Genomic DNA, 23,003 nt, shown 5'->3' on the forward strand with positions numbered 1-23,003 from the left:
TGTACGGTCACCGGCGTGATGGAGTACGACCCGACCCGCCCCAAGTGGGTGCAGATCGCCGACGTGATCCGAGAGCGCATCGCCACCGGCGAGTACGCGCCGCGCCATCGCCTCTCGGAGATGCAGATGGAGGAGGAGTTCGGCGTCGCCCGGATCACGGTCCGCAAGGCGACCGCCGCCCTCCGGGACGAGGGGCTGATCACCACGGCCCATGGCATGGGCTCGTTCGTCACGGACCAGGGCGCTGCCGACGAGTCCGACTGACGCTCAGGCTCCCGCCGGCTTCCGCATCGCCCGGCGCTGGCGCGTCCACAGCCACTTCTGGACGAACAGCGTCAGCGTCCCCGCGATGATGATCCCGACCAGGTTCACCACCAGCTGAAGGCTGGAGCCCCACGCCTGACCGTAGTCGCCGTAGCTGAGCGCCACCGCGGCGTTGGAGGCCGCCGGGACCGTCGTCACCGAGATCGCGACGCCGACGAGGGCACCGGACTTGGCGGACGTCAGCGACAGGGTGCCGGCGACACCGGCGAGGACCGCGACGACGAACGAGAAGGCGTCCGGGGCGTAGATGAAGGCCGTGTTCGGACGGTCCCCCTCCAGCATCGAGAACGTGAACAGGCCGACGCCGTGCATGAAGAGGCTGAAGGCGACCGTCACCGCCATGGCCACGGCGAACCCGACCACCAGCGCCACCAGCGAGCGCACGGCGAGGCGGGGAAGCCGCTGCACCACGGCCGTGCTGAAGCCGGCGAGCGGTCCGAACTCCGGGCCGACGGCCATCGCGCCCACGATGAGGATCGCGTTGTCCAGGACCACACCGCACGCGGCGATCATCGTGGCCAGCGTCAGGAACGCCAGATAGGTGACGGAGAGGGTCGACTCCTCGTGGGTCGCGTCGGTCAGCTGCTCCCAGAGGACCGCGTCCGCGGGCTCGCCCGGCGCCTCCTCCTCGGCCTCGTCGGCGCGTTTCGACAGCGACAGGTCGATGGTCTCCACGGAGATCGAACCGTCACGGTCGAGGCCCAGGTCCCGCAGGTGTCCGATCAGCTCGTCGCCGGCCTCGCGGGCGACATCGCACATGACCAGGTCCCCGGACGGATGGCGCGCGGCACCGGCCAGCACCACGAGGTGCGTCGTGCCGACCGTCTCCTCGATGGTGTCGACGACCCGCTCGGTGCGGTCGGGCGGGACGATCAGACGCAGGTGCAGCACGCGGACGGCTCCTCGGCGTTGGTCCGGCCGGTCCGGCCGGGTCGGCAGGCGGCGGGCTCAGAGCTTGCGCAGGGACAGCCGCTGGACCTTGTGGTCGGGGCCCTTGCGCAGGACCAGGGTGGCACGCCCGCGCGTCGGAGCCACGTTCTCCTGCAGATTGACGCCGTTGATCGTGCGCCACATCGTCCGCGCGTAGTCCAGCGCCTCGTCCTCGGAGACCTGGGTGTACTTGCGGAAGTACGAGGACGGGTCCTGGAACGCGGTCTCGCGCAGCTTGCGGAAGCGGTTGAGGTACCAGCGCTCGATGTCCTCCGGCCGCGCGTCCACGTACACGGAGAAGTCGAAGTAGTCGGCCAGACCGACCCGGGTACGCCCGTCCTTGCCGGGCAGGGCCGGCTGGAGGACGTTGAGGCCCTCGACGATCAGGATGTCGGGACGGCGCACGGTCAGCCGCTCACCCGGGACGATGTCGTAGATGAGGTGCGAGTAGACGGGCGCGGACACCTCGTCCTTGCCGGCCTTGATGTCGGCGACGAAACGGGTCAGGGCGCGGCGGTCGTACGACTCGGGGAACCCCTTCCGCGACATCAGCCCCCGGTCCTGGAGTTCCTTCATCGGGTACAGGAACCCGTCGGTGGTGACCAGCTCGACGCGCGGGTGCTCGGGCCAGCGGGCGAGCAGCGCCTGCAGCAGCCGGGCCACCGTCGACTTGCCGACGGCCACGGAGCCCGCGACGCCTATGACGAACGGGGTCCCGCGCTGGGTGCCGTGGCCGTTGCCCGCCTCGCCCAGGAAGGTGTTGAGGGCGCCGCGGAGGTTGGCGGTGGCCCCGACGTACAGGTTGAGCAGCCGCGACAGGGGCAGATAGATGTCCCGTACCTCGTCGAGGTCGATGACGTCTCCGAGGCCGCGGAGCTGCTCGACCTCGGCGGCGGTCAGCGGCAGCGGAGTCCTCTCCCGGAGGGCGCTCCACTCCTCGCGGGTCAGGTCGACATACGGGGACGCCTCGGTCCGGTCGGCCCTGCGGCTTCGTGGCGGCGAAGTGATCACATGCTCATTGTCGGGGCTGAGGGCGGGTCGTGGGGGGTGGGCTCGGTCACGCGGGGGCCGCGGCCCGGCTCCGGACGATCACGCGGGCGCCACGGTTCGGGCGCCGGGGCGTCCTGCACGAGCGCCCCTACCGCCACGATGGCCTCGGTCTCCTCCCACACGCGGCCCGCGACCGAGGCGGGCGGGCCGCCGGAGTCGTAGGCTGCCGCCATGTGCGGAATCGTGGGTTACGTGGGAGCGCAGTCCGCGCTCGATGTGGTCATCGCCGGGCTCAAGCGGCTCGAGTACCGAGGCTACGACTCGGCAGGTGTGGCCGTGCTCTCCGACGGAGGGCTGGCCGCGGCCAAGAAGGCCGGAAAGCTGCTCAACCTGGAGAAGGAGCTCACCGACCGCCCGCTGCCGAGCGGCTCCACGGGCATCGGGCACACGCGCTGGGCCACCCACGGCGGCCCCACCGACTCCAACGCCCATCCGCACCTGGACAACGCCGGCCGGGTCGCCGTCGTCCACAACGGCATCATCGAGAACTTCGCCGCGCTGCGGGCCGAACTCGCCGAGCGCGGCCACGACCTGGCCTCCGAGACGGACACGGAGGTCGTCGCCCATCTGCTCGCCGAGGAGTTCTCGTCGTGCGGTGAACTCGCCGAGGCCATGCGGCTGGTGTGCCGGCGGCTGGACGGCGCGTTCACGCTGGTCGCCGTCCACGCCGACGAGCCGGACGTCGTCGTCGGCGCGCGGCGCAACTCTCCGCTCGTCGTCGGCGTCGGCGACGGCGAGGCGTTCCTGGCCTCGGACGTCGCCGCGTTCATCGCCCACACGCGCTCGGCCGTCGAACTGGGGCAGGACCAGGTGGTCGAACTCCGGCGCGACGGCGTCACGGTGACCGACTTCGACGGGGCGCCCGCGGAAGTGCGCTCCTACCACGTGGACTGGGACGCCTCCGCCGCCGAGAAGGGCGGCTACGACTACTTCATGCTCAAGGAGATCGCCGAGCAGCCGAAGGCCGTCGCCGACACGCTCCTCGGGCGGATCGACGCGGAGGGCTCACTCACGCTCGACGAGGTGCGGATCCCCGCCGCGGTGCTGCGGGAGGCGCACAAGGTCGTGATCGTGGCGTGCGGTACGGCGTTCCACGCCGGACTGATCGCCAAGTACGCCATCGAGCACTGGACGCGGATCCCGTGCGAGGTGGAGCTGGCGAGCGAGTTCCGCTACCGCGACCCGATCCTCGACCAGCGGACGCTCGTCGTCGCCATCTCGCAGTCCGGCGAGACCATGGACACGCTCATGGCACTGCGCCACGCCCGCGAGCAGGGCGCGAAGGTCCTCGCCATCTGCAACACCAACGGCTCCACGATCCCCCGCGAGTCGGACGCCGTGCTCTACACGCACGCAGGCCCGGAGGTCGCGGTCGCCTCGACCAAGGCGTTCCTGACCCAGCTGGTGGCCTGCTACCTGGTGGCGCTGTACCTCGGGCAGGTCCGCGGCACCAAGTGGGGCGACGAGATCCGGGCCGTCATCCGGGACCTCTCGCAGATCGCCACCCAGGTGGACCAGGTCCTGGAGACCATGGAACCGGTGCGTGCGCTGGCCCGCTCGCTGGCCCGCAAGAACACCGTGCTCTTCCTCGGCCGGCACGTCGGCTACCCGGTGGCCCTGGAGGGCGCACTGAAGCTCAAGGAACTCGCCTACATGCACGCCGAGGGCTTCGCGGCCGGGGAGCTCAAGCACGGGCCGATCGCCCTGATCGAGAACGATCTGCCCGTGGTCATCGTCGTCCCGTCGCCGCGCAGCCGCTCCGTACTGCACGACAAGATCGTGTCCAACATCCAGGAGATCCGGGCCCGCGGGGCGCGGACCATCGTCATCGCCGAGGAGGGCGACGAGGCGGTCGAGGCGTACGCCGACCACCTGATCCGCATCCCGCAGACCCCCGCCCTGCTCCAGCCGATGGTGGCGACCGTCCCCCTCCAGGTCTTCGCCTGCGAACTCGCCACGGCCCGGGGCAACGAGGTGGACCAGCCGCGCAACCTGGCGAAGTCGGTCACCGTCGAATGATCATCGGGGTGGGGATCGACGTCGCCGAGATCGACCGCTTCGAGGAGGCGCTGCGCCGGACGCCGGCGATGGCGGACCGTCTCTTCCTCCGGAGCGAGCTGCTCCTCCCGAGCGGCGAACGGCGCGGAATCGCCTCCCTCGCGGCGCGCTTCGCCGCGAAGGAGGCGGTCGCCAAGGCGCTGGGCGCGCCGGCCGGGCTGCTCTGGACGGACTGCGAGGTCTACGTCGAGGACTCCGGCCGGCCGCGCCTCCGTGTCACCGGCACGGTGGCGTCGGCGGCGCGGGAGCGGGGCGTGCGGTCGTGGCACATCTCGCTGAGCCATGACGCGGGGGTGGCGTCGGCCATGGTGATCGCGGAGGGGTAGGGCGATCGTCGCCTTCCGCGCCGCGAGACGTCGCGCTCCGCAAGCGCCGCGCACGCCCGCACGGCATGCTTCTGAGCATGCGTCATGCCTACTGCGTCGACACCGTAAGGGCCGCCGAGGCCGAACTGATGGCCGAACTGCCGGAGGGTGCGCTCATGCAGCGGGCCGCCGCCGGGCTCGCCGCGGCGGTCGCCGGCCTGCTGCCCCGCGTCTCCGGCGCCCGCGTCGTCCTGCTCGTCGGCAGCGGCGACAACGGCGGCGACGCCCTCTACGCCGGCGCGCGGCTGGCGCGCCGGGGCGCCGGGGTGAGCGCGGTGCTGCTCGCCCCGGACCGCGCGCACCAGGGCGGGCTCGCGGCGCTGCGGACCGCCGGGGGCCGGGTCGCCGAGGACCCGTTCGGCGCGCTCGCCGTCGCCGACGTCGTGCTGGACGGCATCACGGGCATCGGCGGCCACGGCGGTCTGCGCCCGGACGCCGTCCCGGTCGCCCGGGCTGCGCGCGGATCCGGCGCGACGGTCGTCGCCGTCGATCTGCCGAGCGGCGTCGAGGCCGACACGGGCGAGGTGAAGGGCGAGGCGGTGCGGGCCGACGCCACCGTCACCTTCGGTACGTACAAGCCGGGCCTGCTCATCGACCCGGCGCACGAATACGCCGGGGCCGTGCGGCTCGTCGACATCGGTCTCGGCCCCCGGCTGCCGTCCGTACCGGATCTGGAGGCACTGCAACACGCGGACGTGGCCCGGCTGTTGCCGGTGCCCGCCGCGGAGAGCGACAAGTACCGGCGCGGGGTCGTCGGCGTCGTGGCCGGATCGGCCCGCTACCCGGGCGCCGCGGTGCTCGCCGTGTCGGGCGCGGTGCACGGAGGCGCCGGGGCCGTGCGGTACGTCGGGCCGGGGGCGGACGCCGTGATCACCCGGTTCCCGGAGGTGCTGGTGCACGGCTGGCCGCCCTCCCGCGCGGGCCGGGTGCAGGCGTGGGTCGTCGGACCGGGCCTCGGCGACGGACCGGGGGTGGCGGAGGTGCTGGAGTCCGACGTCCCGGTCCTGGTCGACGCCGACGGCCTGCGGAGCCTGGACCCGGAGGCGGTGCGTGCCCGCAGCGCCCCGACACTGCTCACTCCGCACGCGGGCGAGGCGGCCGCGCTGCTCGGGGTGGACCGCGGCGAGGTGGAGGCCGCCCGGCTCGGCTCCGTACGGGCACTGGCCGCCAAGTACGGCGCCACGGTGCTGCTGAAGGGTTCCACGACGCTCGTGGCCGACGCGGACTCCCGCCGTCCGGTCCGGGTGAACCCCACCGGCACCTCCTGGCTCGCCACCGCCGGCAGCGGCGACGTGCTGTCGGGCCTCGCCGGTTCGCTCCTCGCCGCCGGCCTCGAACCGCTGGACGCCGGGTCCGCGGCCGCGTATCTCCACGGCCTGGCGGCGCGCCTCGCCTCGCAGGGTGCCCCGGTGACCGCGCAGGACGTGGCGGGGGCGATCCCGCGGGCCTGGCGGGATACGCGGACCCCCTGACGTGTCGCAGGTCACAGCAGGCGGGTGACCAGGACCACTCGTGGTCGTTGCCGTACGAACAGAGCTGCGGGCCTCTGAGAGACTGAGCGCGATGACTCAGAACGCACCTTTCCGGGCCCGTGCCGAGATCGACCTCGCCGCGCTGCGCGCCAACGTCCGCGCACTGCGTGCGCGGGCGCCCCGTGCCGCCCTCATGGCCGTCGTCAAGTCGGACGCGTACGGACACGGGATGGTGCCCTGCGCCAGGGCCGCCCTGGCCGCGGGCGCGGACTGGCTGGGGACCGCGACGCCGGAGGAGGCGCTCGGACTGCGGGCGGCCGGGATCGGCGGCCGGGTGCTGTGCTGGCTGTGGACGCCCGGGGGCCCCTGGCGCGAGGCGGTGGAGGCGGACCTGGACGTGTCGGTCAGCGGCATGTGGGCGATGCGCGAGGTGACGCGTGCGGCCGAGGAGGCGGGCCGCCCCGCGCGGGTCCAGCTCAAGGCGGACACCGGCCTCGGGCGCAACGGCTGCCAGCCCGCCGACTGGGCCGAACTGGTCGCCGCGGCCCGCGCGGCCGAGGAGGCGGGCACCGTCAGGGTCACCGGTCTGTGGTCGCACTTCGCCTGCGCCGACGAGCCCGGGCACCCGTCCGTCCCCGCGCAGCTGTCCGTCTTCAGGGACCTGGTGGCCTACGCCGAGAAGGAGGGCATCGAGCCGGAGGTGCGGCACATCGCCAACTCCCCGGCCACGCTGATTCTTCCGGAGAGCCACTTCGACCTGGTGCGCACGGGCATCGCGGTGTACGGCATCTCGCCGAGCCCGGAGCTGGGCACGCCCGCGGACTTCGGGCTGCGCCCGGTGATGACGCTGAAGGCGTCGTTGGCGCTGGTGAAGCGCGTTCCCGCCGGACACGGCGTCAGTTACGGGCACCACTACGTGACCGGCGACGAAACCACCCTTGGCCTGGTGCCGGTGGGGTACGCGGACGGCATCCCGAGGCATGCCTCCGGCCGCGGTCCGGTCCTGGTCGGCGGCGAGTGGCGGCGGGTGGCCGGCCGGGTGGCGATGGACCAGTTCGTCGTCGACCTCGGCCCCGAGGGGGAATCGGTCGAGGAGGGCACGGAGGCGGTGCTGTTCGGCCCCGGCGACCGGGGCGAGCCGACCGCCCAGGACTGGGCGGAGGCGGCGGACACGATCGCCTACGAGATCGTGACCCGGATCGGGGCGCGCGTCCCGCGCGTCCATCTCCACGAGGAGGACGGCTCGGCACCCGGCGAGGGACCGGACGACCACTAGACGACCACCAGTAGGAGCGGCACGGTGAGCGAGAACAGCGCGGGGGACGTGGCGGCGGCGGTGACCGACGCCGCCACGGGCAACTGGCGCCGGGCGGGTGTCGCCGGCGCCGCCATAGGAGTGATCGCCGCCGGTGCGGCGGCGGGCGTCGCGATAGAGCGGATGACCGTTGGCCGCGGCATGCGCCGGAAGGCCCGGCTCGCCCTCGACGCCTCCGGGCCGTACGGGGCGCTGCGCGGCACCCCGGGCCGGGCCGTCGCCGACGACGGCACGGCCCTGTACTTCGAGACGGACGAGGTGGACCCGGAGACGGGCGGGGCCGCCCCGCGTCGGCGCAGGCTGTTCGGCCGCAAGTCCCCCGCACCCGTGACCGTCGTCTTCAGCCACGGCTACTGCCTCAACCAGGACTCCTGGCACTTCCAGCGGGCCGCGCTGCGCGGGCTGGTCCGTACGGTCCACTGGGACCAGCGCAGCCACGGCCGGTCGGGCCGGGGCGCCGCCCAGACCGGACCCGAGGGGGTGCCGGTCTCCATCGACCAGCTGGGCCGCGATCTGAAGGCGGTCGTCGACGAGGCCGCCCCGGAGGGGCCGTTGGTGCTGGTGGGCCATTCGATGGGCGGCATGACGCTGATGGCGCTGGCCGCCGGGTACCCGGAGCTGATCCGGGAGCGGGTCGTGGGAGCGGCGTTCGTCGGCACCTCGGCCGGCGGGCTCGGCGAGGTGAACTACGGGCTGCCCGTGGCGGGCGTGAACGTGGTGCGCCGGGTGCTGCCGGGCGTCCTCAAGGCGCTCGGCTCCCAGGCGGAGCTCGTCGAGCGCGGCCGCAGGGCGACGGCGGACCTCTTCGCGGGACTGATCAAGCGCTACTCGTTCAGCTCCAGGGACGTGGACCCGGCGGTGGCCAGGTTCGCCGAGCGGATGATCGAGGGCACGCCGATCGACGTGGTCGCCGAGTTCTACCCGGCGTTCGCCGAGCACGACAAGGCGGCGGCGCTGGACGTCTTCCGGGAGGTCCCGGTGCTGGTGCTGGCCGGGGACCGCGACCTGGTCACCCCCAGCTCGCACAGTGAGGCGATCGCGGATCTGCTGCCGGACGGGGAACTGGTCATCGTGCCGGACGCGGGGCACCTGGTGATGCTGGAGCACCCCGAGGTGGTCACCGACCGGCTGGCGGACCTGCTGGTGCGGGTCGGCGCGGTCCCGGCAGCGGCTAACGTTGGCACGTATGGAAGCACCGCACAGCCCGGCGGCTGAGACCGCTCACCCGTCCGCCGTCCGTCTCACCCTCACCTCGCCGGAGCAGACGCAGGAGCTGGGCCGCCGGCTCGCGAAGCTGCTGCGCCCCGGTGATCTCGTGCTGCTCACCGGCGAGCTCGGCGCCGGCAAGACGACCCTGACGCGCGGGCTCGGCGAGGGCCTGGGCGTGCGCGGTGCCGTCACCTCCCCGACCTTCGTGATCGCCCGGGTGCATCCGTCCCTGGTGGGCGGCCCCGCGCTGGTCCACGTGGACGCCTACCGGCTGGGCGGCGGGCTGGACGAGATGGAGGACCTCGACCTCGACGTGTCGCTGCCGGAGTCGGTGGTGGTCGTGGAATGGGGCGACGGCAAGGTCGAGGAGCTGTCGGAGGACCGGCTGCACGTGGTCATCCACCGGGTCGTGGGCAACACGGACGACGACCGCCGCCGCGTCACGCTCACCGGCGTGGGTCCGCGCTGGGCGGACGCGGGACTGGCGGGACTCACCGCCTGAGGCGTCCCCGCGACCGGGAGGGCTGCCGGAGGCCCGGAGTCCGGCCGAACGCCGCCGCATCCGCCCGTGTGTACGTTCCGACAAGACGTCGGCAAGGTGTTGCATCCGCCGCTGCGGGCATGGTCACATGGAGGACAGTACGTGGTTAGGTCTGCCTAACCGCGCCTGCCCCCCGGAGCACCAGGAGGCATCCATGCCGGCGTCCGAGAACGAAACGCAGTCGCGGCCGAAGCCGTCGCCCCGCCCGTCGCCGGCGTTCTCCATGCGCGATCTGCTGGCGTCGTGCGCGGCGGCCAGTGCGGTGTCCACCCCGCCGCGCGACCGGGGCGGGGCCGTCCCGACCGGTGAGGTCCCAGAGGTCGCAGAGGTCGGGGGAGAGCAGGAGTCCCGCCGCGACGCGGCGTAGTCCGTTCGAGTGAAATTACGGTGCGCGTGCGCGCCTTCCGGTCGCGGCGCTCCGGCACCGGTACTCCGCCACGGGGCTACGGGACGACGACGACCTTCGAGCCGATCGTCGCGAACGTCCACATGGCGTCGCCGTCCGCCCGCTTCATCCGTACGCCGCCGGTCTTACGGCCCGGGGCGGGGCTCGTCATCGACCCGTCCACGGCGGCGCTGAATCCGATCGACACGTCGTCGACCTTGGCGAACCGCACGACGTGCTCGATCTCCACCCCGTCCGAGCCCTCGATCCGGCCGCTGCGCGACGTCACCTCGTACGTGCCGGGCCGCGGGCTGAGCGTGCTGGGCACGACGGGGAACGTCTGGGTGAGCTGCCCCGCGCCGACCAGCCAGACCCGGCGCTCGGACAGCGAGTAGACGACCCGCACGCCCTTTCCGGACCCCGTGGGGACGGCCAGCGGGTCCTTCCGCGGTCCCTTGGCGGCCTCCGAGGGGCGCGGGCTGGGGGCGGCCGCGGCGGGCTTCTCCAGGTTCGCCGGCACGTTCGCGGAAGCCTGGTAGGCGAGGAACGCGACGACGGCGAGGGCCGCAGCGGTGAGCCCGGCCACCGTTCCCGAGCTGCTCCTTGCCACGCCTGCTCCCCTCGCTCGCACACCTGCCTGAGTGACGGTAGCAGCAGGGGAGCGGCGGGACGGGAAGCCGTGCCTCCCCCGCGGTGGCCGTAGGCTGTTTGCGTGCTCTTGCTCGCCGTTGATACCGCCACGCCCGCCGTCACCGTCGCCCTCCACGACGGCGACTCCGTCGTCGCCGAGTCCACCCAGGTCGACGCCCGCCGGCACGGGGAGTTGCTGCTGCCCTCCGTCGACCGGGTCCTCGCCTCCGCCGGGCTGAAACTCGACGCGGTCACCGGAGTCGTCGTCGGCGTCGGGCCCGGCCCGTACACCGGACTGCGCGTGGGGCTGGTCACCGCCGCCACCTTCGGCTCGGCGCTCGGGATCCCGGTCCACGGACTGTGCACGCTGGACGGGCTCGCGTACGCCTCCGGGCTGGAGGAGCCGTTCGTCGTGGCCACGGACGCGCGGCGCAAGGAGGTCTACTGGGCGCGGTACGACGGCTCCCGCACGAGGACCGGCGAGCCCGCGGTCGACCGGCCCGCCGAGATCGCCGAGCAGGTCGCGGGGCTCCCCGCGGTCGGCGCCGGCGCCGTGCTGTACCCAGAGGTCTTCACGGACGCCCGCGGCCCCGAGCACCAGTCGGCGGCCGCCCTCGCCGCGCTGGCCGCCGAGCGGCTGGCCGCCGGCGAGGAACTCCTGCCGCCGCGGCCGCTGTACCTGCGCCGCCCGGACGCCCAGGTGCCCAAGAACTACAAGGTGGTCACACCGCAGTGAGCACCCCCTTCCTGCGCGAGATGCGCTGGTGGGACATCGCGCCGGTGCTGGACCTCGAGCACGAGCTGTTCCCGGAGGACGCCTGGTCCCCGGGCATGTTCTGGTCCGAGCTGGCGCACGCGCGCGGTCCGCAGGCCACGCGCCGCTACGTGGTCGCCCAGGACCCGGCGGAGGGACGGATCGTCGGCTACGCGGGCCTCGCGGCCGCCGGCGGGCTCGGGGACGTCCAGACCATCGCCGTCGCGCGCGACCAGTGGGGCACGGGCCTCGGCGCCCGGCTCCTCACCGACCTGCTGCAGCACGCGACCGCGTTCGAGTGCGACGAGGTCCTGCTCGAAGTGCGGGTGGACAACACCCGGGCCCAGAAGCTGTACGAGCGCTTCGGCTTCGAGCCGATCGGCTTCCGCCGCGGCTACTACCAGCCCGGCAACATCGACGCCCTCGTGATGCGGCTGCACGTACACGACGCACAAGGAACCGGAAACCATGGCTGACGAACCCCTCGTACTCGGCATCGAGACGTCCTGCGACGAGACCGGTGTCGGCATCGTCCGCGGGACGACGCTCCTCGCCGATGCCATCGCCTCGAGCGTCGACGAGCACGCGCGCTTCGGCGGGGTCGTGCCCGAGGTCGCGTCCCGCGCCCATCTGGAGGCGATGGTCCCGACCGTCGAACGCGCCCTGAAGGAGGCCGGGGTCTCGGCCAGGGACCTGGACGGCATCGCGGTCACGGCCGGCCCCGGCCTCGCGGGCGCGCTGCTCGTGGGCGTCTCCGCCGCCAAGGCGTACGCGTACGCCCTGGGCAAGCCGCTGTACGGCGTGAACCACCTCGCCTCGCACATCTGCGTCGACCAGCTGGAGCACGGTCCGCTGCCCGAGCCGACGATGGCCCTGCTGGTCTCCGGCGGCCACTCGTCGCTGCTGCTCGCGCCGGACATCACCACCGACGTACGCCCCATGGGGGCGACGATCGACGACGCGGCGGGCGAGGCGTTCGACAAGATCGCCCGGGTGCTGAACCTCGGCTTTCCCGGCGGCCCGGTCATCGACCGGCTCGCGAAGGAGGGCGACCCGGAGGCGATCGCGTTCCCGCGCGGGCTGACCGGTCCCCGCGACCCCGCGTACGACTTCTCCTTCTCCGGGCTGAAGACGGCCGTGGCCCGCTGGATCGAGGCCAAGCGCAACGCGGGCGAGGAGGTCCCCGTGCGGGACGTCGCCGCGTCCTTCCAGGAGGCCGTGGTCGACGTACTGACCCGGAAGGCCGTGCGCGCCTGCAAGGACGAGGGTGTCGACCACCTGATGATCGGCGGCGGAGTCGCCGCGAACTCCCGGCTGCGCGCGATGGCCGAGGAGCGCTGCGAGCGCGCCGGGATCCGGCTCCGTGTGCCCCGGCCGAAGCTGTGCACGGACAACGGGGCCATGGTCGCCGCTCTCGGCGCGGAGATGGTCGCCAGGAACCGGCCCGCCTCGGACTGGGAGCTGTCCGCGGACTCCTCGCTGCCGGTGACGGACCCGCACGTGCCGGGCGAGCACCACCACGGCCATGTGCACGACCACGACCACGTGCACGAGATCAGCAAGGACAACCTGTACTCATGACCGTCGTCACCCTGATGTGGGAGGCCAGGGCGGCCTCCGGACGGGGCGGGGAACTGCTGGAGTGGGCTCGCGCCCGGACCCTCGGCGCGACCCCGCTGCGCCGGGAGACCTTCCGGGCACCGGGCGACCGGGTGCTGGTGCTGACCTGGTGGGAGACGGACGGGCCCGACGACGAACTCCCCGAGCTGCCGGACCCGGACCCGGAGCTGATCGGCAGGCCGGTGCACCGCTGGCGCTTCCAGTCGCTCGACTTCTCCGGGGCGGACTTCACCGGGGGCTGAACCCTCGTCGGGGTGGCCCGGGCGGGGCGTCAACTCCCCTTTCCGGACGCCGTGTCAGGGCCGGAAGCCGTCCGCGGTCCGGGCGATAGCCTCGTACACATGTCTCGACGCACGCCTCTTCCGCCACCGCCGCCTCCCGCGGAGATCCGCACCTGGCCGGACCGCGAGGCGATGCTCGCCGATCGTGCCGGGGTGCTCCAGGGGCTGACGGGACAACTGCTCGGCGTGCCCCGACTGCTGCTGTTCCTGCTGCAGCTGGCGGGGCTTCAGCTCGGCTGGGGTCTGGTGGGGGCGGGTCTGGCCGGCTTCGACCGCCTCGATCCGCTGAGCGCCGTCCTCCTCGGCGTCTGCGTCGCGCTCGGCCTCGCCGTGCTGGTGCCGCTCGGGCTCCTGGCCGGCTTCGGCGTCCGGCGGGACCTCAGGATCCGCAGGCTGCTCGCGCAGTGGTCCGCGCTCGACCTCGACCCGGCCCGCGACTCCCGGCTCGGCGCCCCCGGCCGGAGCCTTGCGTGGTTGCTGGTGTCGTTCCTGCTCGCCGCGTTCGGGCTGTGGGTGTCCTTCGCGGCCCCGGCCGCCGCGCGTCCCGGGAGCTGGACCTACGGGGAGGTCGCGTACTTCATGGGCGTGGGCGTGCTGTGCTGGGTCGCGGGCCTGACCGGTGTCGCCAAGGCCGTGGCGCACTACCGCTGGGCGGCGCGGCTGACCTCCGTGGTCCCCGCGGCGGTGGCGCCCGGGGAGGCGCGCGGCTGAGGGGCGGCCGGGTGCACGGCCGCCCGCGTCCCGTCAGACGCCCGCCGGGGCTCCGATGAGCACGGTGGGCGCGCCGGCCACCCGGGTCAGGAAGACCGTGGCCGCGTTCGGCCCGCTCGGCTTCACCTTGCGGCGCAGCTCCTCGGGTTCGACCGCCGATCCGCGCTTCTTCACGGTGAGCGTGCCGACCTCCCGTTCGCGCAGCAGGGCCTTCAGCTTCTTGAGGTTGAACGGGAGTTCGTCGGTGATCTCGTACGCCGTCGCGTACGGCGTCGGGCGCAGTTCGTCGGCCGTGATGTAGGCGATCGTCCCGTCGAGCAGACCGCCGTCGAGCTCCTCGGCGACCTCCGCGACGAGATGGGCGCGGATGACGGCGCCGTCGGGCTCGTAGAGGTAGCGGCCGGTCTTCCGTACGCGGGGGTCCGGCAGCCCGCGCCCGACCAGCGCGGCGCCGGACGGCAGGAGAGTGGCGCGGCGGGCGCCGGGCGCGGTGCCGAACCAGAGCACGGCCTCCTTCACGTCCCCGTGGTCGGAGATCCACTCGGCCTCGGCGTCCTCGGGAATCGCCTCGTGCGGGACCCCCGGCGCGATCTTGAGCGCCGCGAACCGGGCCGTGCGGGCGGCGCCGACGGCCCAGGACAGCGGCGGGGAGTAGGCCTCCGGGTCGAAGATCCGGCCACTGCCGCCCTTCGGCCCTCGCCCGCCCCGGCCGGCGCGGCGGGCGGGGTCGACGAAGACGGCGTCGTGGGAGGAGGTGTCGACCTCGGTGACATCGGTCCGGCGGACCTCGATCAGCGGGTCCAGCCCCAGCGCCTCGGCGTTGGCGCGGGCGACGTCGGCGGTGAACGGGTCGCGGTCCACGGCCAGTACGGAGATCCCGGCACGGGCGAGCGCGATCGCGTCCCCGCCGATCCCGCAGCAGAGATCCGCCACACTCCGTACGCCGAGTTCCGCGAACCGGGCGGCGCGGTGGGCGGCGACGGACGCCCTCGTCGACTGCTCCACGCCGTTGGGCGTGAAGTACATCCGGTACGCGTCCTCCGCGCCGAACTTCGCCACCGCCCGCTGTCTCAGCCGCGCCTGCGTCAGTGCCGCCGAGACCAGCTCGGCCGGATGGTCGCGGCGCAGCCGGGTGGCGACGCCCAGCTCCTGTCCCGGGTCGTAGTCGCGCAGGGCGGCGAGGAGGGACTGCCCCTCGGGGGTGAGCAGAGGGGCGAGCGGGGAGGGCGAGCCGGTGTCGTTCACCCGGCCATTGTCGGCCGCCCGGGGGATGGTGTGCGGCCGGGCGGCGCTGTCGGGCGTTCCGGGGCGTGTGGCGCTGACAGGATGCGACGCCATGCAGCAAGTACGACAAAACGAAAAGAAGCCAGCAATTCGGCGCAGGCGTATGTGGATGTGCGTGCTGCTCGTCATGGCCGTCGGCTCGGGCTGTGCCGCCGAGCCCGGGCAGGGCGGCGGCGCGCCGAAGGCCACGGGGAAGACGGGCGCCTCCGCCGCCGCTCCCGCACACGGCCAGGAGCCGGCGTCGCCGGGACGGGGTGAGCGGGGGGACCGGAAGGGCGGAGCGGACGGCGAGCGGCCGGACGGGGGCGCCGGGTCCCGCAAGGAGGAGGGCCGGGAGAAGGGCCGCGAGGACGCCCGGAAGGACTCCGGCGAGGAGGGCGGCGAGCGGGCGAAGGGTGAGCGCGGCGAGGACCGGGAGCGGGCGGGCGAGAAGGCCGCCGCCGGACCGGCCGAGGCGCTCGCCGCGTACGCGAAGCGGATGAAGAAGATCCAGGCCGCCCGGGCGGCCGCGGCCAGGCGCTGGGGCCTTCGGCAGACCCCGCTGCCCCCGCCCCCGCCGCCCGACGAGAAGCCGAGGATCACCACGCGCAAGGGCTTCGAGGTCGACCGCCCCAAGGGCCTGCCGCCCGTCTTCACCACCGTGCCCACGAAGCAGAAGGTCGTCTTCCTGACGATCGACGACGGTGCGGAGAAGGACCCGAAGCTGCTGCGGATGATGAGCGAGCTGCGGATCCCGTACAGCGCCTTCCTCAGCGACTACGTCGTGAGGGACGACTACGGCTACTTCGGGAGGATGCAGGACCGCGGAGTCTCCCTGCACAACCACACGCTCACCCACCCGTATCTGCCGGCGCTGTCGTACGCGAAGCAGAAGGCGGAGATCTGCGGGCAGCAGGCCAGGATCGAGAAGCGGTTCGGCAAGCGGCCGCGCCTCTTCCGGCCGCCGTACGGCAGCTACAACCGGGACACGCTGCGCGCCGCCAAGTCGTGCGGTGTGAAGGCCGTGCCGCTGTGGGCGGCGGAGGCGTTCCCGGACCACATGGAGTGGCGCGAGTGGGACCGGGACCTGCACCCCGGCGACATCATCCTCACGCACTTCCGCGGCAAGGCGGAGTGGAAGGGCAGCATGCCGGACATGATCCGCAACGTGATGAAGGTCGTCACGGCGAAGGGCTACGCGGTGGCGAGGCTGGAGGACTACGTCTGAGGCGCCGGCCGCCCGCCCGCGCGCGACGGGCCGCGGCGGCCGCCGACGCGGTCGTCCCCGGCGGCCCGTCGTCGCCGCCGCTCCCGGCGAAGCGCCCCGGACGGCCCGGCGGGAACCGGCCGAACACGCAGTGGATTGGCACTCCGCTTGACCGAGTGCTAATCCCGGTCATAGTCTCGGCTCTGGCACTCCCCACCGGAGAGTGCCAACACAGCGACGGGCAGGTCCGGCACCCGCGACGACGGATCCACCTGGTCGCCACCTCAGACAGATGAACCCCGTGAGATCTCCGAAGGGGGAGGTCGGATCGTGACGACCACCAGCTCCAAGGTTGCCATCAAGCCGCTCGAGGACCGCATCGTGGTCCAGCCGCTCGACGCCGAGCAGACCACCGCCTCTGGCCTGGTCATTCCGGACACCGCCAAGGAGAAGCCCCAGGAGGGCGTCGTCCTGGCCGTCGGCCCGGGCCGCTTCGAGAACGGCGAGCGCCTGCCGCTCGACGTCAAGACCGGCGATGTCGTGCTCTACAGCAAGTACGGCGGCACCGAGGTGAAGTACAGCGGCGAGGAGTACCTCGTCCTCTCGGCCCGCGACGTGCTCGCGATCGTCGAGAAGTAATTCACCGCAGATTTGCTCAGAGCCGCGCCCCTGGCCCCCGCTGATGATGAAGCCGGGCGGCGAGGGGCGCGGTTCGCTTTGAGAGGACTTGAGAAGCTCCATGGCGAAGATCCTGAAGTTCGACGAGGACGCCCGTCGCGCCCTTGAGCGCGGCGTCAACAAGCTCGCCGACACGGTCAAGGTGACGATCGGCCCCAAGGGCCGCAACGTCGTGATCGACAAGAAGTTCGGTGCCCCCACCATCACCAACGACGGTGTCACGATCGCCCGTGAGGTCGAGATCGAGGACCCGTACGAGAACCTCGGTGCCCAGCTGGTGAAGGAGGTGGCGACGAAGACCAACGACATCGCGGGTGACGGCACCACCACCGCCACCGTGCTGGCCCAGGCGCTGGTGCGCGAGGGACTGCGCAACGTCGCCGCCGGTGCCTCCCCGGCCGCCCTGAAGAAGGGCATCGACGCCGCGGTCAAGGCCGTCTCCGACGAGCTGATCGCCACCGCGCGCCCGATCGAGGAGAAGTCCGACATCGCCGCCGTCGCCGCGCTGTCCGCCCAGGACCAGCAGGTCGGCGAGCTCATCGCCGAGGCGATGGACAAGGTCGGCAAGGACGGCGTCATCACCGTCGAGGAGTCCAACACCTTCGGTCTGGAGCTGGACTTCACCGAGGGCATGGCCTTCGACAAGGGTTACCTGTCGCCGTACATGGTGACCGACCAGGAGCGTATGGAGGCCGTCCTCGACGACCCGTACATCCTGATCAACCAGGGCAAGATCTCCTCGATCCAGGACCTGCTCCCGCTGCTGGAGAAGGTCATCCAGGCCGGCGCCTCGAAGCCGCTGCTGATCATCGCCGAGGACGTCGAGGGCGAGGCCCTGTCCACCCTCGTCGTGAACAAGATCCGCGGCACCTTCAACGCGGTCGCGGTCAAGGCCCCCGGCTTCGGTGACCGCCGCAAGGCGATGCTCCAGGACATGGCCACCCTCACCGGTGCCACCGTCATCGCCGAGGAGGTCGGCCTCAAGCTCGACCAGGCCGGTCTGGACGTGCTGGGCTCCGCCCGCCGCGTCACCGTCACCAAGGACGACACCACGATCGTCGACGGCGGCGGCAGCAGCGCGGACGTGGCCGGCCGCGTCAACCAGATCAAGGCCGAGATCGAGGCCACGGACTCCGACTGGGACCGCGAGAAGCTCCAGGAGCGCCTCGCGAAGCTGGCCGGCGGCGTGTGCGTGATCAAGGTCGGCGCCGCCACCGAGGTGGAGCTGAAGGAGAAGAAGCACCGTCTGGAGGACGCCATCTCCGCGACCCGCGCCGCGGTCGAGGAGGGCATCGTCTCCGGTGGTGGCTCCGCCCTGGTCCACGCCGTCAAGGTGCTGGACGGCAACCTCGGCAAGGACGGCGACGAGGCCACCGGTGTCGCGGTCGTGCGCCGTGCCGCCGTCGAGCCGCTGCGCTGGATCGCCGAGAACGCCGGCCTCGAGGGCTACGTCATCACCGCGAAGGTGGCGGAGCTGGAGAAGGGCAACGGCTTCAACGCCGCGACCGGCGAGTACGGCGACCTGGTGAAGGCCGGCGTCATCGACCCGGTCAAGGTCACCCGCTCCGCCCTGGAGAACGCCGCGTCGATCGCCTCCCTGCTGCTCACCACCGAGACCCTCGTGGTGGAGAAGAAGGAGGAGGAGCCGGCGGACGCGGGCCACGGCCACGGCCACGCCCACTGACCGTACCGGTCTCCCGTCCGCCCAGGACGTACGAAGGCCCCCGCTCCCGGGAGGGAGCGGGGGCCTTCCCCTTTGAGCGCGGGGCGGGCGCCGCGGCCGGGGCTCGCGGCCGTCGGGCCGGGGCTACATCTCCAGTGCCCCGAGCCGGCCCATCAGCCCGAGCCGGTCGTACTGCCACCAGCCCTCGCAGATCAGGCCCTCGTGGAGCCGGTGGACGGTCGTCCCGGTCATCGACACCTGCCTGCCGGTGGGCGCGAGGCCCAGGAACTCGCCCTTGTGGGTGCCCTCCCACGTCCAGCGGGTGCAGACCCGGTCTCCCTCGGCGATCTGGTCCTCGAGGGTGAAGGCGAAGTCGAAGGCGTCGCGCCACATCGCGACCTCGCGGCGGAGGGCCTCGACGCCGATCACGTCCGGGGAGTTGGCCGGGTCGTGATCGTGGTAGTCCCGGGTGAGCAGTCCGTCGAGGAGCCCGGGGTCACCGGGAAGGGCCTCGGTGAAGAACCGGGCGCACGTGTCCTTGTGCAACTGCTCGTCGCGGACGACCTCCAGGTCCGTGAAGGTCGGCATGCCGTCGCACAGCGCGACCATCTCCTGGAAGATCCGGTCGGTCTCGGGGAGGTTCGAGTTCCGCATGGCGTCCTCGTAGGAGGGGAACTCGACGATCTCCACCACATGGGTCCCGTCGGAGCGGTCCTGTGCGAGGAGGCTGTGGGTGGCGGTGCGCCTGCCCCTGGTCTGTTCGACCCAGGTGTCCAGGAGCTGGTTGAGCTCGTCGACGCGATCCGTTTTGCAATCGATCATCTGTACGAATGTCATGGCGTCTCCCGGCAGATGGGGCACTGCGTCGGATGCCACCATTCTAGTGAAATCGTCATGTTCTGCCTTGGTTTGCCTAGTTCGGTGGGTGGTCGGACGGTTTCGACCGGGCCGCAAGGGTCCGGCTACGCCGAGCGGTCCAGCACCGCGGGGACGACCGGCTCGGTGAAGGGCCGGCCCCGCACGTACCGCTCCACCTCGTCCAGTGCCAGATCGGCCATCCGGTGCAGCTCCCGGCCGAGGGAGCCCGCGACGTGCGGGGTCAGCAGGACGTTCGGGAGGTCGTAGAGCGGCGAGTCGGCGGGCGGCACCTCGGGCTCGGTGACGTCCAGCACCGCGCACAGGCGGCCGGACAGCAGTTCCGGGAGCAGTGCGTCCGTGTCGACCAGAGAGCCCCGAGCGGTGTTGATCAAGGTCGCGCCGTCCGGCATCAGGGACAGCCGGCGGGCGTCGACCATGTGGCGGGTGGCCGGGATCTCCGGGGCGTGGACGGTGACGATGTCACTGCGCCGACAGAGGTCGTCCAGCGGCACCGGCTCCGCCCCCAGCCGGGCGGCCTCGTCGGCGTCCGTGTACGGGTCGTACAGCAGCACCCGCAGGTCGAAGGGGCGCAGCAGTTCGATCACCCGCCGCCCGATCCGGGACGCGCCGACGACGCCGACCGTACGGCCGTAGTTGCCCGCGCCGTCCAGTTCCCGGCGCCAGTCGTGCCCCGCGCGCAGCTCCCGGTAGCGATGACGGCTGTGCAGTACGCGCTTGTTGGCGAAGAGGATCGCGGCGAGCGTGTACTCGGCCACGGGCAACGCGTTCGCCGCGGCGGCGGAGGCGACGAGGACGCCGCGGTCCCAGCACGCCTGCGTGATGTGGTGTTTCACCGAACCCGCCGCGTGGACGACGGCCCGCAGTCGCGGCGCCGCGTCCAGGACGCGCTCGTCGAGAGGTGTCGCGCCCCAGCAGGTGAGCAGCACCTCCGCCTCGGTGAGTGCGGCCGCGACGGCGGGCGGGGGATCGGCCAGGTCGTGGGCGACGAGGTACGGGTCGGTCCGGGCCAGGGAGCCGAGACGGGCCCGGTGGGCGTCGGTGAACAGGCGTTCCGCGATACCGGGCCCCATGGCGAGCAGCAGGGCCGGTCCGCCGCCGCTGCCGTCGGCCTCGGCGGTGGCGTTGTCAGTGGCGTGGTGCATGGTGGAAGTCCGACTCCTCGGTGGTCACTTGGGGCAAACCGGCGGGCGGCCAGGGGGGCACGCGCGGGGCCACTCGACGCTCCCGGCGGTCAGGCCCCGCCTTCCAGTGCCGCTGCAGGGAGACGAAGGCGACGACGAGGGGGATGACGGCGAGCAGGGAGCCGGTGACGACGAGGGGGTAGAACTCCGGCTCGCCGTGGGTGCTGGTGACGGGGGCGCCCGAGGGCACCCCCGTCCGGCGACCGGCTGGGCCGTCGCACCCGGCGGCCCCCACCGCCCAACTCCAGCCGGTGCACGGCTACACGGTGCGCACGGCGTCCGCGTCCGGCCCCACCCTCCAGGGCCCGCTCACCCGCACCGCCGCCCTGCACGGCACGACCGGACCGGGACCGGACACGCTCTTCGTCGCACTCGCCTCGCTCACGGCCGAGCCCGACCCCGAACCCGTCACCGCCCTCGCCGAGGTCGGGATCAGCGGCCGCACCCTCACGGTGACCTGGCAGGACGGGACTACCGCGGTCCGTACTTCCGGCCCGCCCTGGAGCTGACCCCGCCCAGCAGACCCCGCGGGGCCAGCTTCACCACACCCATCAGCGCCTTGTAGCGCGGGTCGGGAACCGACAGCGTCCTGCCGCGCGCCAGATCGGCGAGCGCCGACGACACCAGTTTGTCGGCGTCCAGCCACATCCAGCCGGGGATGTTGTCCGTGCCCATCCCGGCCCGCTCGTGGAACTCGGTGCGCACGAACCCCGGGCAGAGCGCCATCAGCCGCACGCCCGTGCCCGCCAGGTCCCGGGCCGCGCCCTGGGTGAACTGCACGACCCACGCCTTCGACGCCCCGTACGTGCCGCGCGGCACGAACGCGGCGACCGACGCCACGTTCACCACCCCGCCTCGGCCCCGGTCGCGCATGGGCGCGGTGGCGGCGGCCGTCAGCCGCAGCACCGCTTCGCAGTGCACCTTGAGCATCCGCAGCTCGTCGGCCATGGAGACCTCGAGGAAGCGCCCCTTGTTGCCGAACCCCGCGTTGTTGACGAGCAGGTCCACCGGCCGTCTGCGGTCGTCGAGCCGCTTCTCCACGGAGGAGATGCCGTCGTCCTCGGCCAGGTCGGCGGTCAGCACCTCCGCCTCGATGCCGTGCCGGTCGTGGAGCTCGGTGGCCTGCTCCTGGAGGCGCCTGGTGTCCCGGGCCACCAGGACCAGATCGTGCCCGTCCGCCGCGAGCCGCCGCGCGAACGCGGCCCCGATGCCCGCGGTCGAGCCCGTGATGAGTGCTGTCGTCATAGGGGCACGTTAGTGCGCCGCGTGCACGCGCGCCGTGCGAGCCGGGCCATGGTGCCGGGCGTCACCCGGTGCGGCGCGGGGCAGCTGGCGGGGCGTCACCGGGCCCGGCGGGGAAGGGCGTCCGCCGGCCCCGTCGCCCGCCCGGCCGCCGCCGTCGGCACCGCGCCCTCGGGCACGGCCCCGGCGGGTCCGTGCCGATGACGGCCCCGCCCGTGCCGTCGCCGGGTTCCCGCAGAGCCGGCTGTGCGCCGCGTACGTCCGCATCCCCCGGTTCCCGCCCGCGCCTGCGCCTGCGCCTGCTCCGTGCCGACGTGAGCTGCGTGCATCGGCGTCGTACGGCTCCTCACCAGCGTCGCCGCGCCGGAGGTCTCTTCCTGGGCCACGTCTCCGCCGCCGCCGGGTTCCCGCCGGGGCCTGCTCCGACCCGACGTCAGGTCCGCGCCGCCGCCCCGCCCGCGTCGTGGCAGGGGCTCCTGCCCGGCCGGGCGCGCCGGAGCAGTCAGCTCCCGTGCTTCTCCGTGTACTCCCGGGCGGTCTCCAGCAGCGCGGACTCCATCCACGGCGCCGCGACGAGCGTGCGCGGCAGCAACTTCCGTTCCAGGGTGGCCGCCTTGAACAGCAGCGCGACGGTGATGTCGTGGTCCGGCCGGTGCACCACCCGCACCGGATCGCCCGCCCGGAGCGTCCCCGGCTCGATCACCCGCAGCAGGGCGCCCGGTTGCCCCGCCCGGGTGAACCGCCTGACCCAGCCCTTCTCCCCGACGTGCCCCTGGAAGGTGCTGCAGGGCACCCGGCCGCCCGTGACCTCCAGGACCACACCGGAGCCGATGCGCCAGCGCTCCCCGATCAGTGCCCCGTTCACATCGAGACCGCTGGTCGTCAGGTTCTCCCCGAACGCCCCGTCCGCGAGCGGCCGGCCCAGCTCCCGCTCCCAGAGGTCGAGGTCCTCCCGGGCGTACGCGGTGACGGCCCGGTCGTCGCCCCCGTGGAAGCGGAGGTCGCCGATCTCGTCCCCCTCCACCCCGCTCGCGCCGGCGCCCTGCGGACCGGGGGCGAAGACCCGCACCGGGCCAGGGACGGGCCGTTTGTCCACGCCGCTGAGCCCGGAGACCGCGGAGGTGTGCTCGACGGCCCTGAGCCGTCCCACGTTCACGGAGAGAAGTTCCATGCCCCGAAGCTAGTCCGAGGCTCCCCAAAGCCTCCATCGAATAATTCGAGTCAGGCCCAAGTGTCTCTTATGAT

25 protein-coding genes and 1 pseudogene are annotated in these 23,003 nt (G+C 73.0%); 17 read left to right on the forward strand and 9 right to left on the reverse strand.

From position 1 onward, the window contains the following. The first annotated feature begins 18 nt into the window (after positions 1-18). Complete coding sequence (locus tag QRN89_RS20885; RefSeq protein ID WP_290353796.1) at positions 19-264, forward strand: GntR family transcriptional regulator; 246 nt, start codon at positions 19-21, stop codon at positions 262-264. Positions 265-267: 3 nt separating this feature from the next. On the opposite strand, the gene QRN89_RS20890 is transcribed toward QRN89_RS20885, so the two are convergent. Then, positions 268-1,215 (reverse strand): DUF389 domain-containing protein, encoded by a 948-nt coding sequence (locus tag QRN89_RS20890; RefSeq protein WP_290350900.1) that lies wholly within the window; start codon positions 1,213-1,215, stop codon positions 268-270. 57 nt (positions 1,216-1,272) lie between these two features. Further along, complete coding sequence (gene coaA, locus QRN89_RS20895; protein WP_290350901.1) at positions 1,273-2,265, reverse strand: type I pantothenate kinase; 993 nt, start codon at positions 2,263-2,265, stop codon at positions 1,273-1,275. A 210-nt stretch (positions 2,266-2,475) separates the two neighbouring features. Here coaA and glmS point away from each other — a divergent pair, with 210 nt between their 5' ends. From glmS to QRN89_RS20930, 7 genes are all read left to right on the forward strand, one after another. Beyond that, positions 2,476-4,323, forward strand: coding sequence for a glutamine--fructose-6-phosphate transaminase (isomerizing) (gene glmS, locus QRN89_RS20900; RefSeq protein WP_290350902.1), 1,848 nt, complete (start codon positions 2,476-2,478; stop codon positions 4,321-4,323). Further along, the gene (locus QRN89_RS20905) at positions 4,320-4,688 is read left to right on the forward strand and encodes a holo-ACP synthase (RefSeq protein WP_290350903.1); all 369 of its coding nucleotides are present in this window, start codon (positions 4,320-4,322) and stop codon (positions 4,686-4,688) included. The genes glmS and QRN89_RS20905 overlap by 4 nt, the downstream gene beginning before the upstream one ends. 77 nt (positions 4,689-4,765) lie before the next feature. Further along, positions 4,766-6,199 carry an NAD(P)H-hydrate dehydratase gene (locus QRN89_RS20910; RefSeq protein WP_290350904.1) on the forward strand — a complete coding sequence of 478 codons (1,434 nt, stop codon included), beginning with the start codon at positions 4,766-4,768 and terminating at the stop codon, positions 6,197-6,199. Between the two features lie 91 nt (positions 6,200-6,290). After that, complete coding sequence (gene alr, locus QRN89_RS20915) at positions 6,291-7,475, forward strand: alanine racemase (RefSeq protein ID WP_290350905.1); 1,185 nt, start codon at positions 6,291-6,293, stop codon at positions 7,473-7,475. A gap of 24 nt (positions 7,476-7,499) precedes the next feature. Beyond that, the gene (locus QRN89_RS20920; protein ID WP_290350906.1) at positions 7,500-8,729 is read left to right on the forward strand and encodes an alpha/beta fold hydrolase; all 1,230 of its coding nucleotides are present in this window, start codon (positions 7,500-7,502) and stop codon (positions 8,727-8,729) included. After that, complete coding sequence (gene tsaE / locus QRN89_RS20925) at positions 8,701-9,225, forward strand: tRNA (adenosine(37)-N6)-threonylcarbamoyltransferase complex ATPase subunit type 1 TsaE (RefSeq protein WP_290350907.1); 525 nt, start codon at positions 8,701-8,703, stop codon at positions 9,223-9,225. Before QRN89_RS20920 ends, tsaE begins: the two co-directional genes overlap by 29 nt. A gap of 193 nt (positions 9,226-9,418) precedes the next feature. Beyond that, the gene (locus QRN89_RS20930) at positions 9,419-9,631 is read left to right on the forward strand and encodes a hypothetical protein (RefSeq protein WP_290350908.1); all 213 of its coding nucleotides are present in this window, start codon (positions 9,419-9,421) and stop codon (positions 9,629-9,631) included. Positions 9,632-9,707: 76 nt separating this feature from the next. Here QRN89_RS20930 and QRN89_RS20935 read toward each other — a convergent pair whose 3' ends face one another. Continuing rightward, positions 9,708-10,235: a L,D-transpeptidase gene (locus tag QRN89_RS20935; RefSeq protein ID WP_290353797.1), complete on the reverse strand. Its 528-nt coding sequence runs from the start codon at positions 10,233-10,235 to the stop codon at positions 9,708-9,710. A 126-nt stretch (positions 10,236-10,361) separates the two neighbouring features. Between QRN89_RS20935 and tsaB the strand changes: the two genes are divergently transcribed. The 5 genes from tsaB to QRN89_RS20960 all read left to right on the forward strand — a co-directional run bounded on the left by tsaB (position 10,362) and on the right by QRN89_RS20960 (position 13,645). After that, a complete protein-coding gene (tsaB, locus tag QRN89_RS20940; RefSeq protein WP_290350909.1) occupies positions 10,362-11,015 on the forward strand; it encodes a tRNA (adenosine(37)-N6)-threonylcarbamoyltransferase complex dimerization subunit type 1 TsaB in 654 nt (217 codons plus the stop codon). A 20-nt stretch (positions 11,016-11,035) separates the two neighbouring features. Continuing rightward, positions 11,036-11,509 (forward strand): ribosomal protein S18-alanine N-acetyltransferase, encoded by a 474-nt coding sequence (rimI, locus tag QRN89_RS20945; RefSeq protein ID WP_290353798.1) that lies wholly within the window; start codon positions 11,036-11,038, stop codon positions 11,507-11,509. Further along, positions 11,502-12,614 carry a tRNA (adenosine(37)-N6)-threonylcarbamoyltransferase complex transferase subunit TsaD gene (gene tsaD / locus QRN89_RS20950; protein ID WP_290350910.1) on the forward strand — a complete coding sequence of 371 codons (1,113 nt, stop codon included), beginning with the start codon at positions 11,502-11,504 and terminating at the stop codon, positions 12,612-12,614. The genes rimI and tsaD overlap by 8 nt, the downstream gene beginning before the upstream one ends. Beyond that, the gene (locus QRN89_RS20955) at positions 12,611-12,895 is read left to right on the forward strand and encodes a hypothetical protein (RefSeq protein WP_290350911.1); all 285 of its coding nucleotides are present in this window, start codon (positions 12,611-12,613) and stop codon (positions 12,893-12,895) included. The genes tsaD and QRN89_RS20955 overlap by 4 nt, the downstream gene beginning before the upstream one ends. A gap of 99 nt (positions 12,896-12,994) precedes the next feature. Beyond that, positions 12,995-13,645 carry a hypothetical protein gene (locus QRN89_RS20960; RefSeq protein WP_290350912.1) on the forward strand — a complete coding sequence of 217 codons (651 nt, stop codon included), beginning with the start codon at positions 12,995-12,997 and terminating at the stop codon, positions 13,643-13,645. 33 nt (positions 13,646-13,678) lie between these two features. Here the strand turns inward: QRN89_RS20960 and QRN89_RS20965 are convergent, their stop codons facing one another. Then, positions 13,679-14,983 carry a THUMP-like domain-containing protein gene (locus QRN89_RS20965; RefSeq protein WP_290350913.1) on the reverse strand — a complete coding sequence of 435 codons (1,305 nt, stop codon included), beginning with the start codon at positions 14,981-14,983 and terminating at the stop codon, positions 13,679-13,681. Between the two features lie 55 nt (positions 14,984-15,038). Here QRN89_RS20965 and QRN89_RS20970 point away from each other — a divergent pair, with 55 nt between their 5' ends. From QRN89_RS20970 to groL, 3 genes are all read left to right on the forward strand, one after another. Beyond that, a complete protein-coding gene (locus QRN89_RS20970) occupies positions 15,039-16,136 on the forward strand; it encodes a polysaccharide deacetylase family protein (RefSeq protein WP_290350914.1) in 1,098 nt (365 codons plus the stop codon). Between the two features lie 309 nt (positions 16,137-16,445). Next, on the forward strand, positions 16,446-16,754 hold the full coding sequence (gene groES, locus QRN89_RS20975) for a co-chaperone GroES (RefSeq protein ID WP_017949608.1): 309 nt from the start codon (positions 16,446-16,448) through the stop codon (positions 16,752-16,754). A gap of 100 nt (positions 16,755-16,854) precedes the next feature. After that, positions 16,855-18,477: a chaperonin GroEL gene (gene groL / locus QRN89_RS20980; protein WP_290350915.1), complete on the forward strand. Its 1,623-nt coding sequence runs from the start codon at positions 16,855-16,857 to the stop codon at positions 18,475-18,477. A gap of 123 nt (positions 18,478-18,600) precedes the next feature. Here groL and QRN89_RS20985 read toward each other — a convergent pair whose 3' ends face one another. From QRN89_RS20985 to QRN89_RS20995, 3 genes and pseudogenes are all read right to left on the reverse strand, one after another. Continuing rightward, complete coding sequence (locus tag QRN89_RS20985) at positions 18,601-19,293, reverse strand: ester cyclase (protein WP_290350916.1); 693 nt, start codon at positions 19,291-19,293, stop codon at positions 18,601-18,603. Between the two features lie 125 nt (positions 19,294-19,418). Continuing rightward, positions 19,419-20,477, reverse strand: coding sequence for a hydroxyacid dehydrogenase (locus tag QRN89_RS20990; protein ID WP_390701304.1), 1,059 nt, complete (start codon positions 20,475-20,477; stop codon positions 19,419-19,421). Between the two features lie 24 nt (positions 20,478-20,501). Beyond that, positions 20,502-20,685, reverse strand: a pseudogene (locus tag QRN89_RS20995) (hypothetical protein); the annotation flags it as partial. 82 nt (positions 20,686-20,767) lie between these two features. On the opposite strand from QRN89_RS20995, the gene QRN89_RS21000 reads away from it, so the two are divergent. Beyond that, positions 20,768-21,025, forward strand: a complete 258-nt coding sequence (locus QRN89_RS21000) for a hypothetical protein (RefSeq protein ID WP_290350917.1) — start codon at positions 20,768-20,770, stop codon at positions 21,023-21,025. Here QRN89_RS21000 and QRN89_RS21005 read toward each other — a convergent pair. Beyond that, a complete protein-coding gene (locus tag QRN89_RS21005) occupies positions 20,988-21,761 on the reverse strand; it encodes an SDR family NAD(P)-dependent oxidoreductase (protein WP_290350918.1) in 774 nt (257 codons plus the stop codon). The genes QRN89_RS21000 and QRN89_RS21005 overlap by 38 nt on opposite strands. 499 nt (positions 21,762-22,260) lie before the next feature. Then, positions 22,261-22,929 carry an MOSC domain-containing protein gene (locus tag QRN89_RS21010; RefSeq protein WP_290350919.1) on the reverse strand — a complete coding sequence of 223 codons (669 nt, stop codon included), beginning with the start codon at positions 22,927-22,929 and terminating at the stop codon, positions 22,261-22,263. Positions 22,930-23,003: the final 74 nt, after the last annotated feature.

This window comes from Streptomyces sp. HUAS CB01, assembly GCF_030406905.1.
GTDB lineage: Bacteria > Actinomycetota > Actinomycetes > Streptomycetales > Streptomycetaceae > Streptomyces > Streptomyces chengbuensis.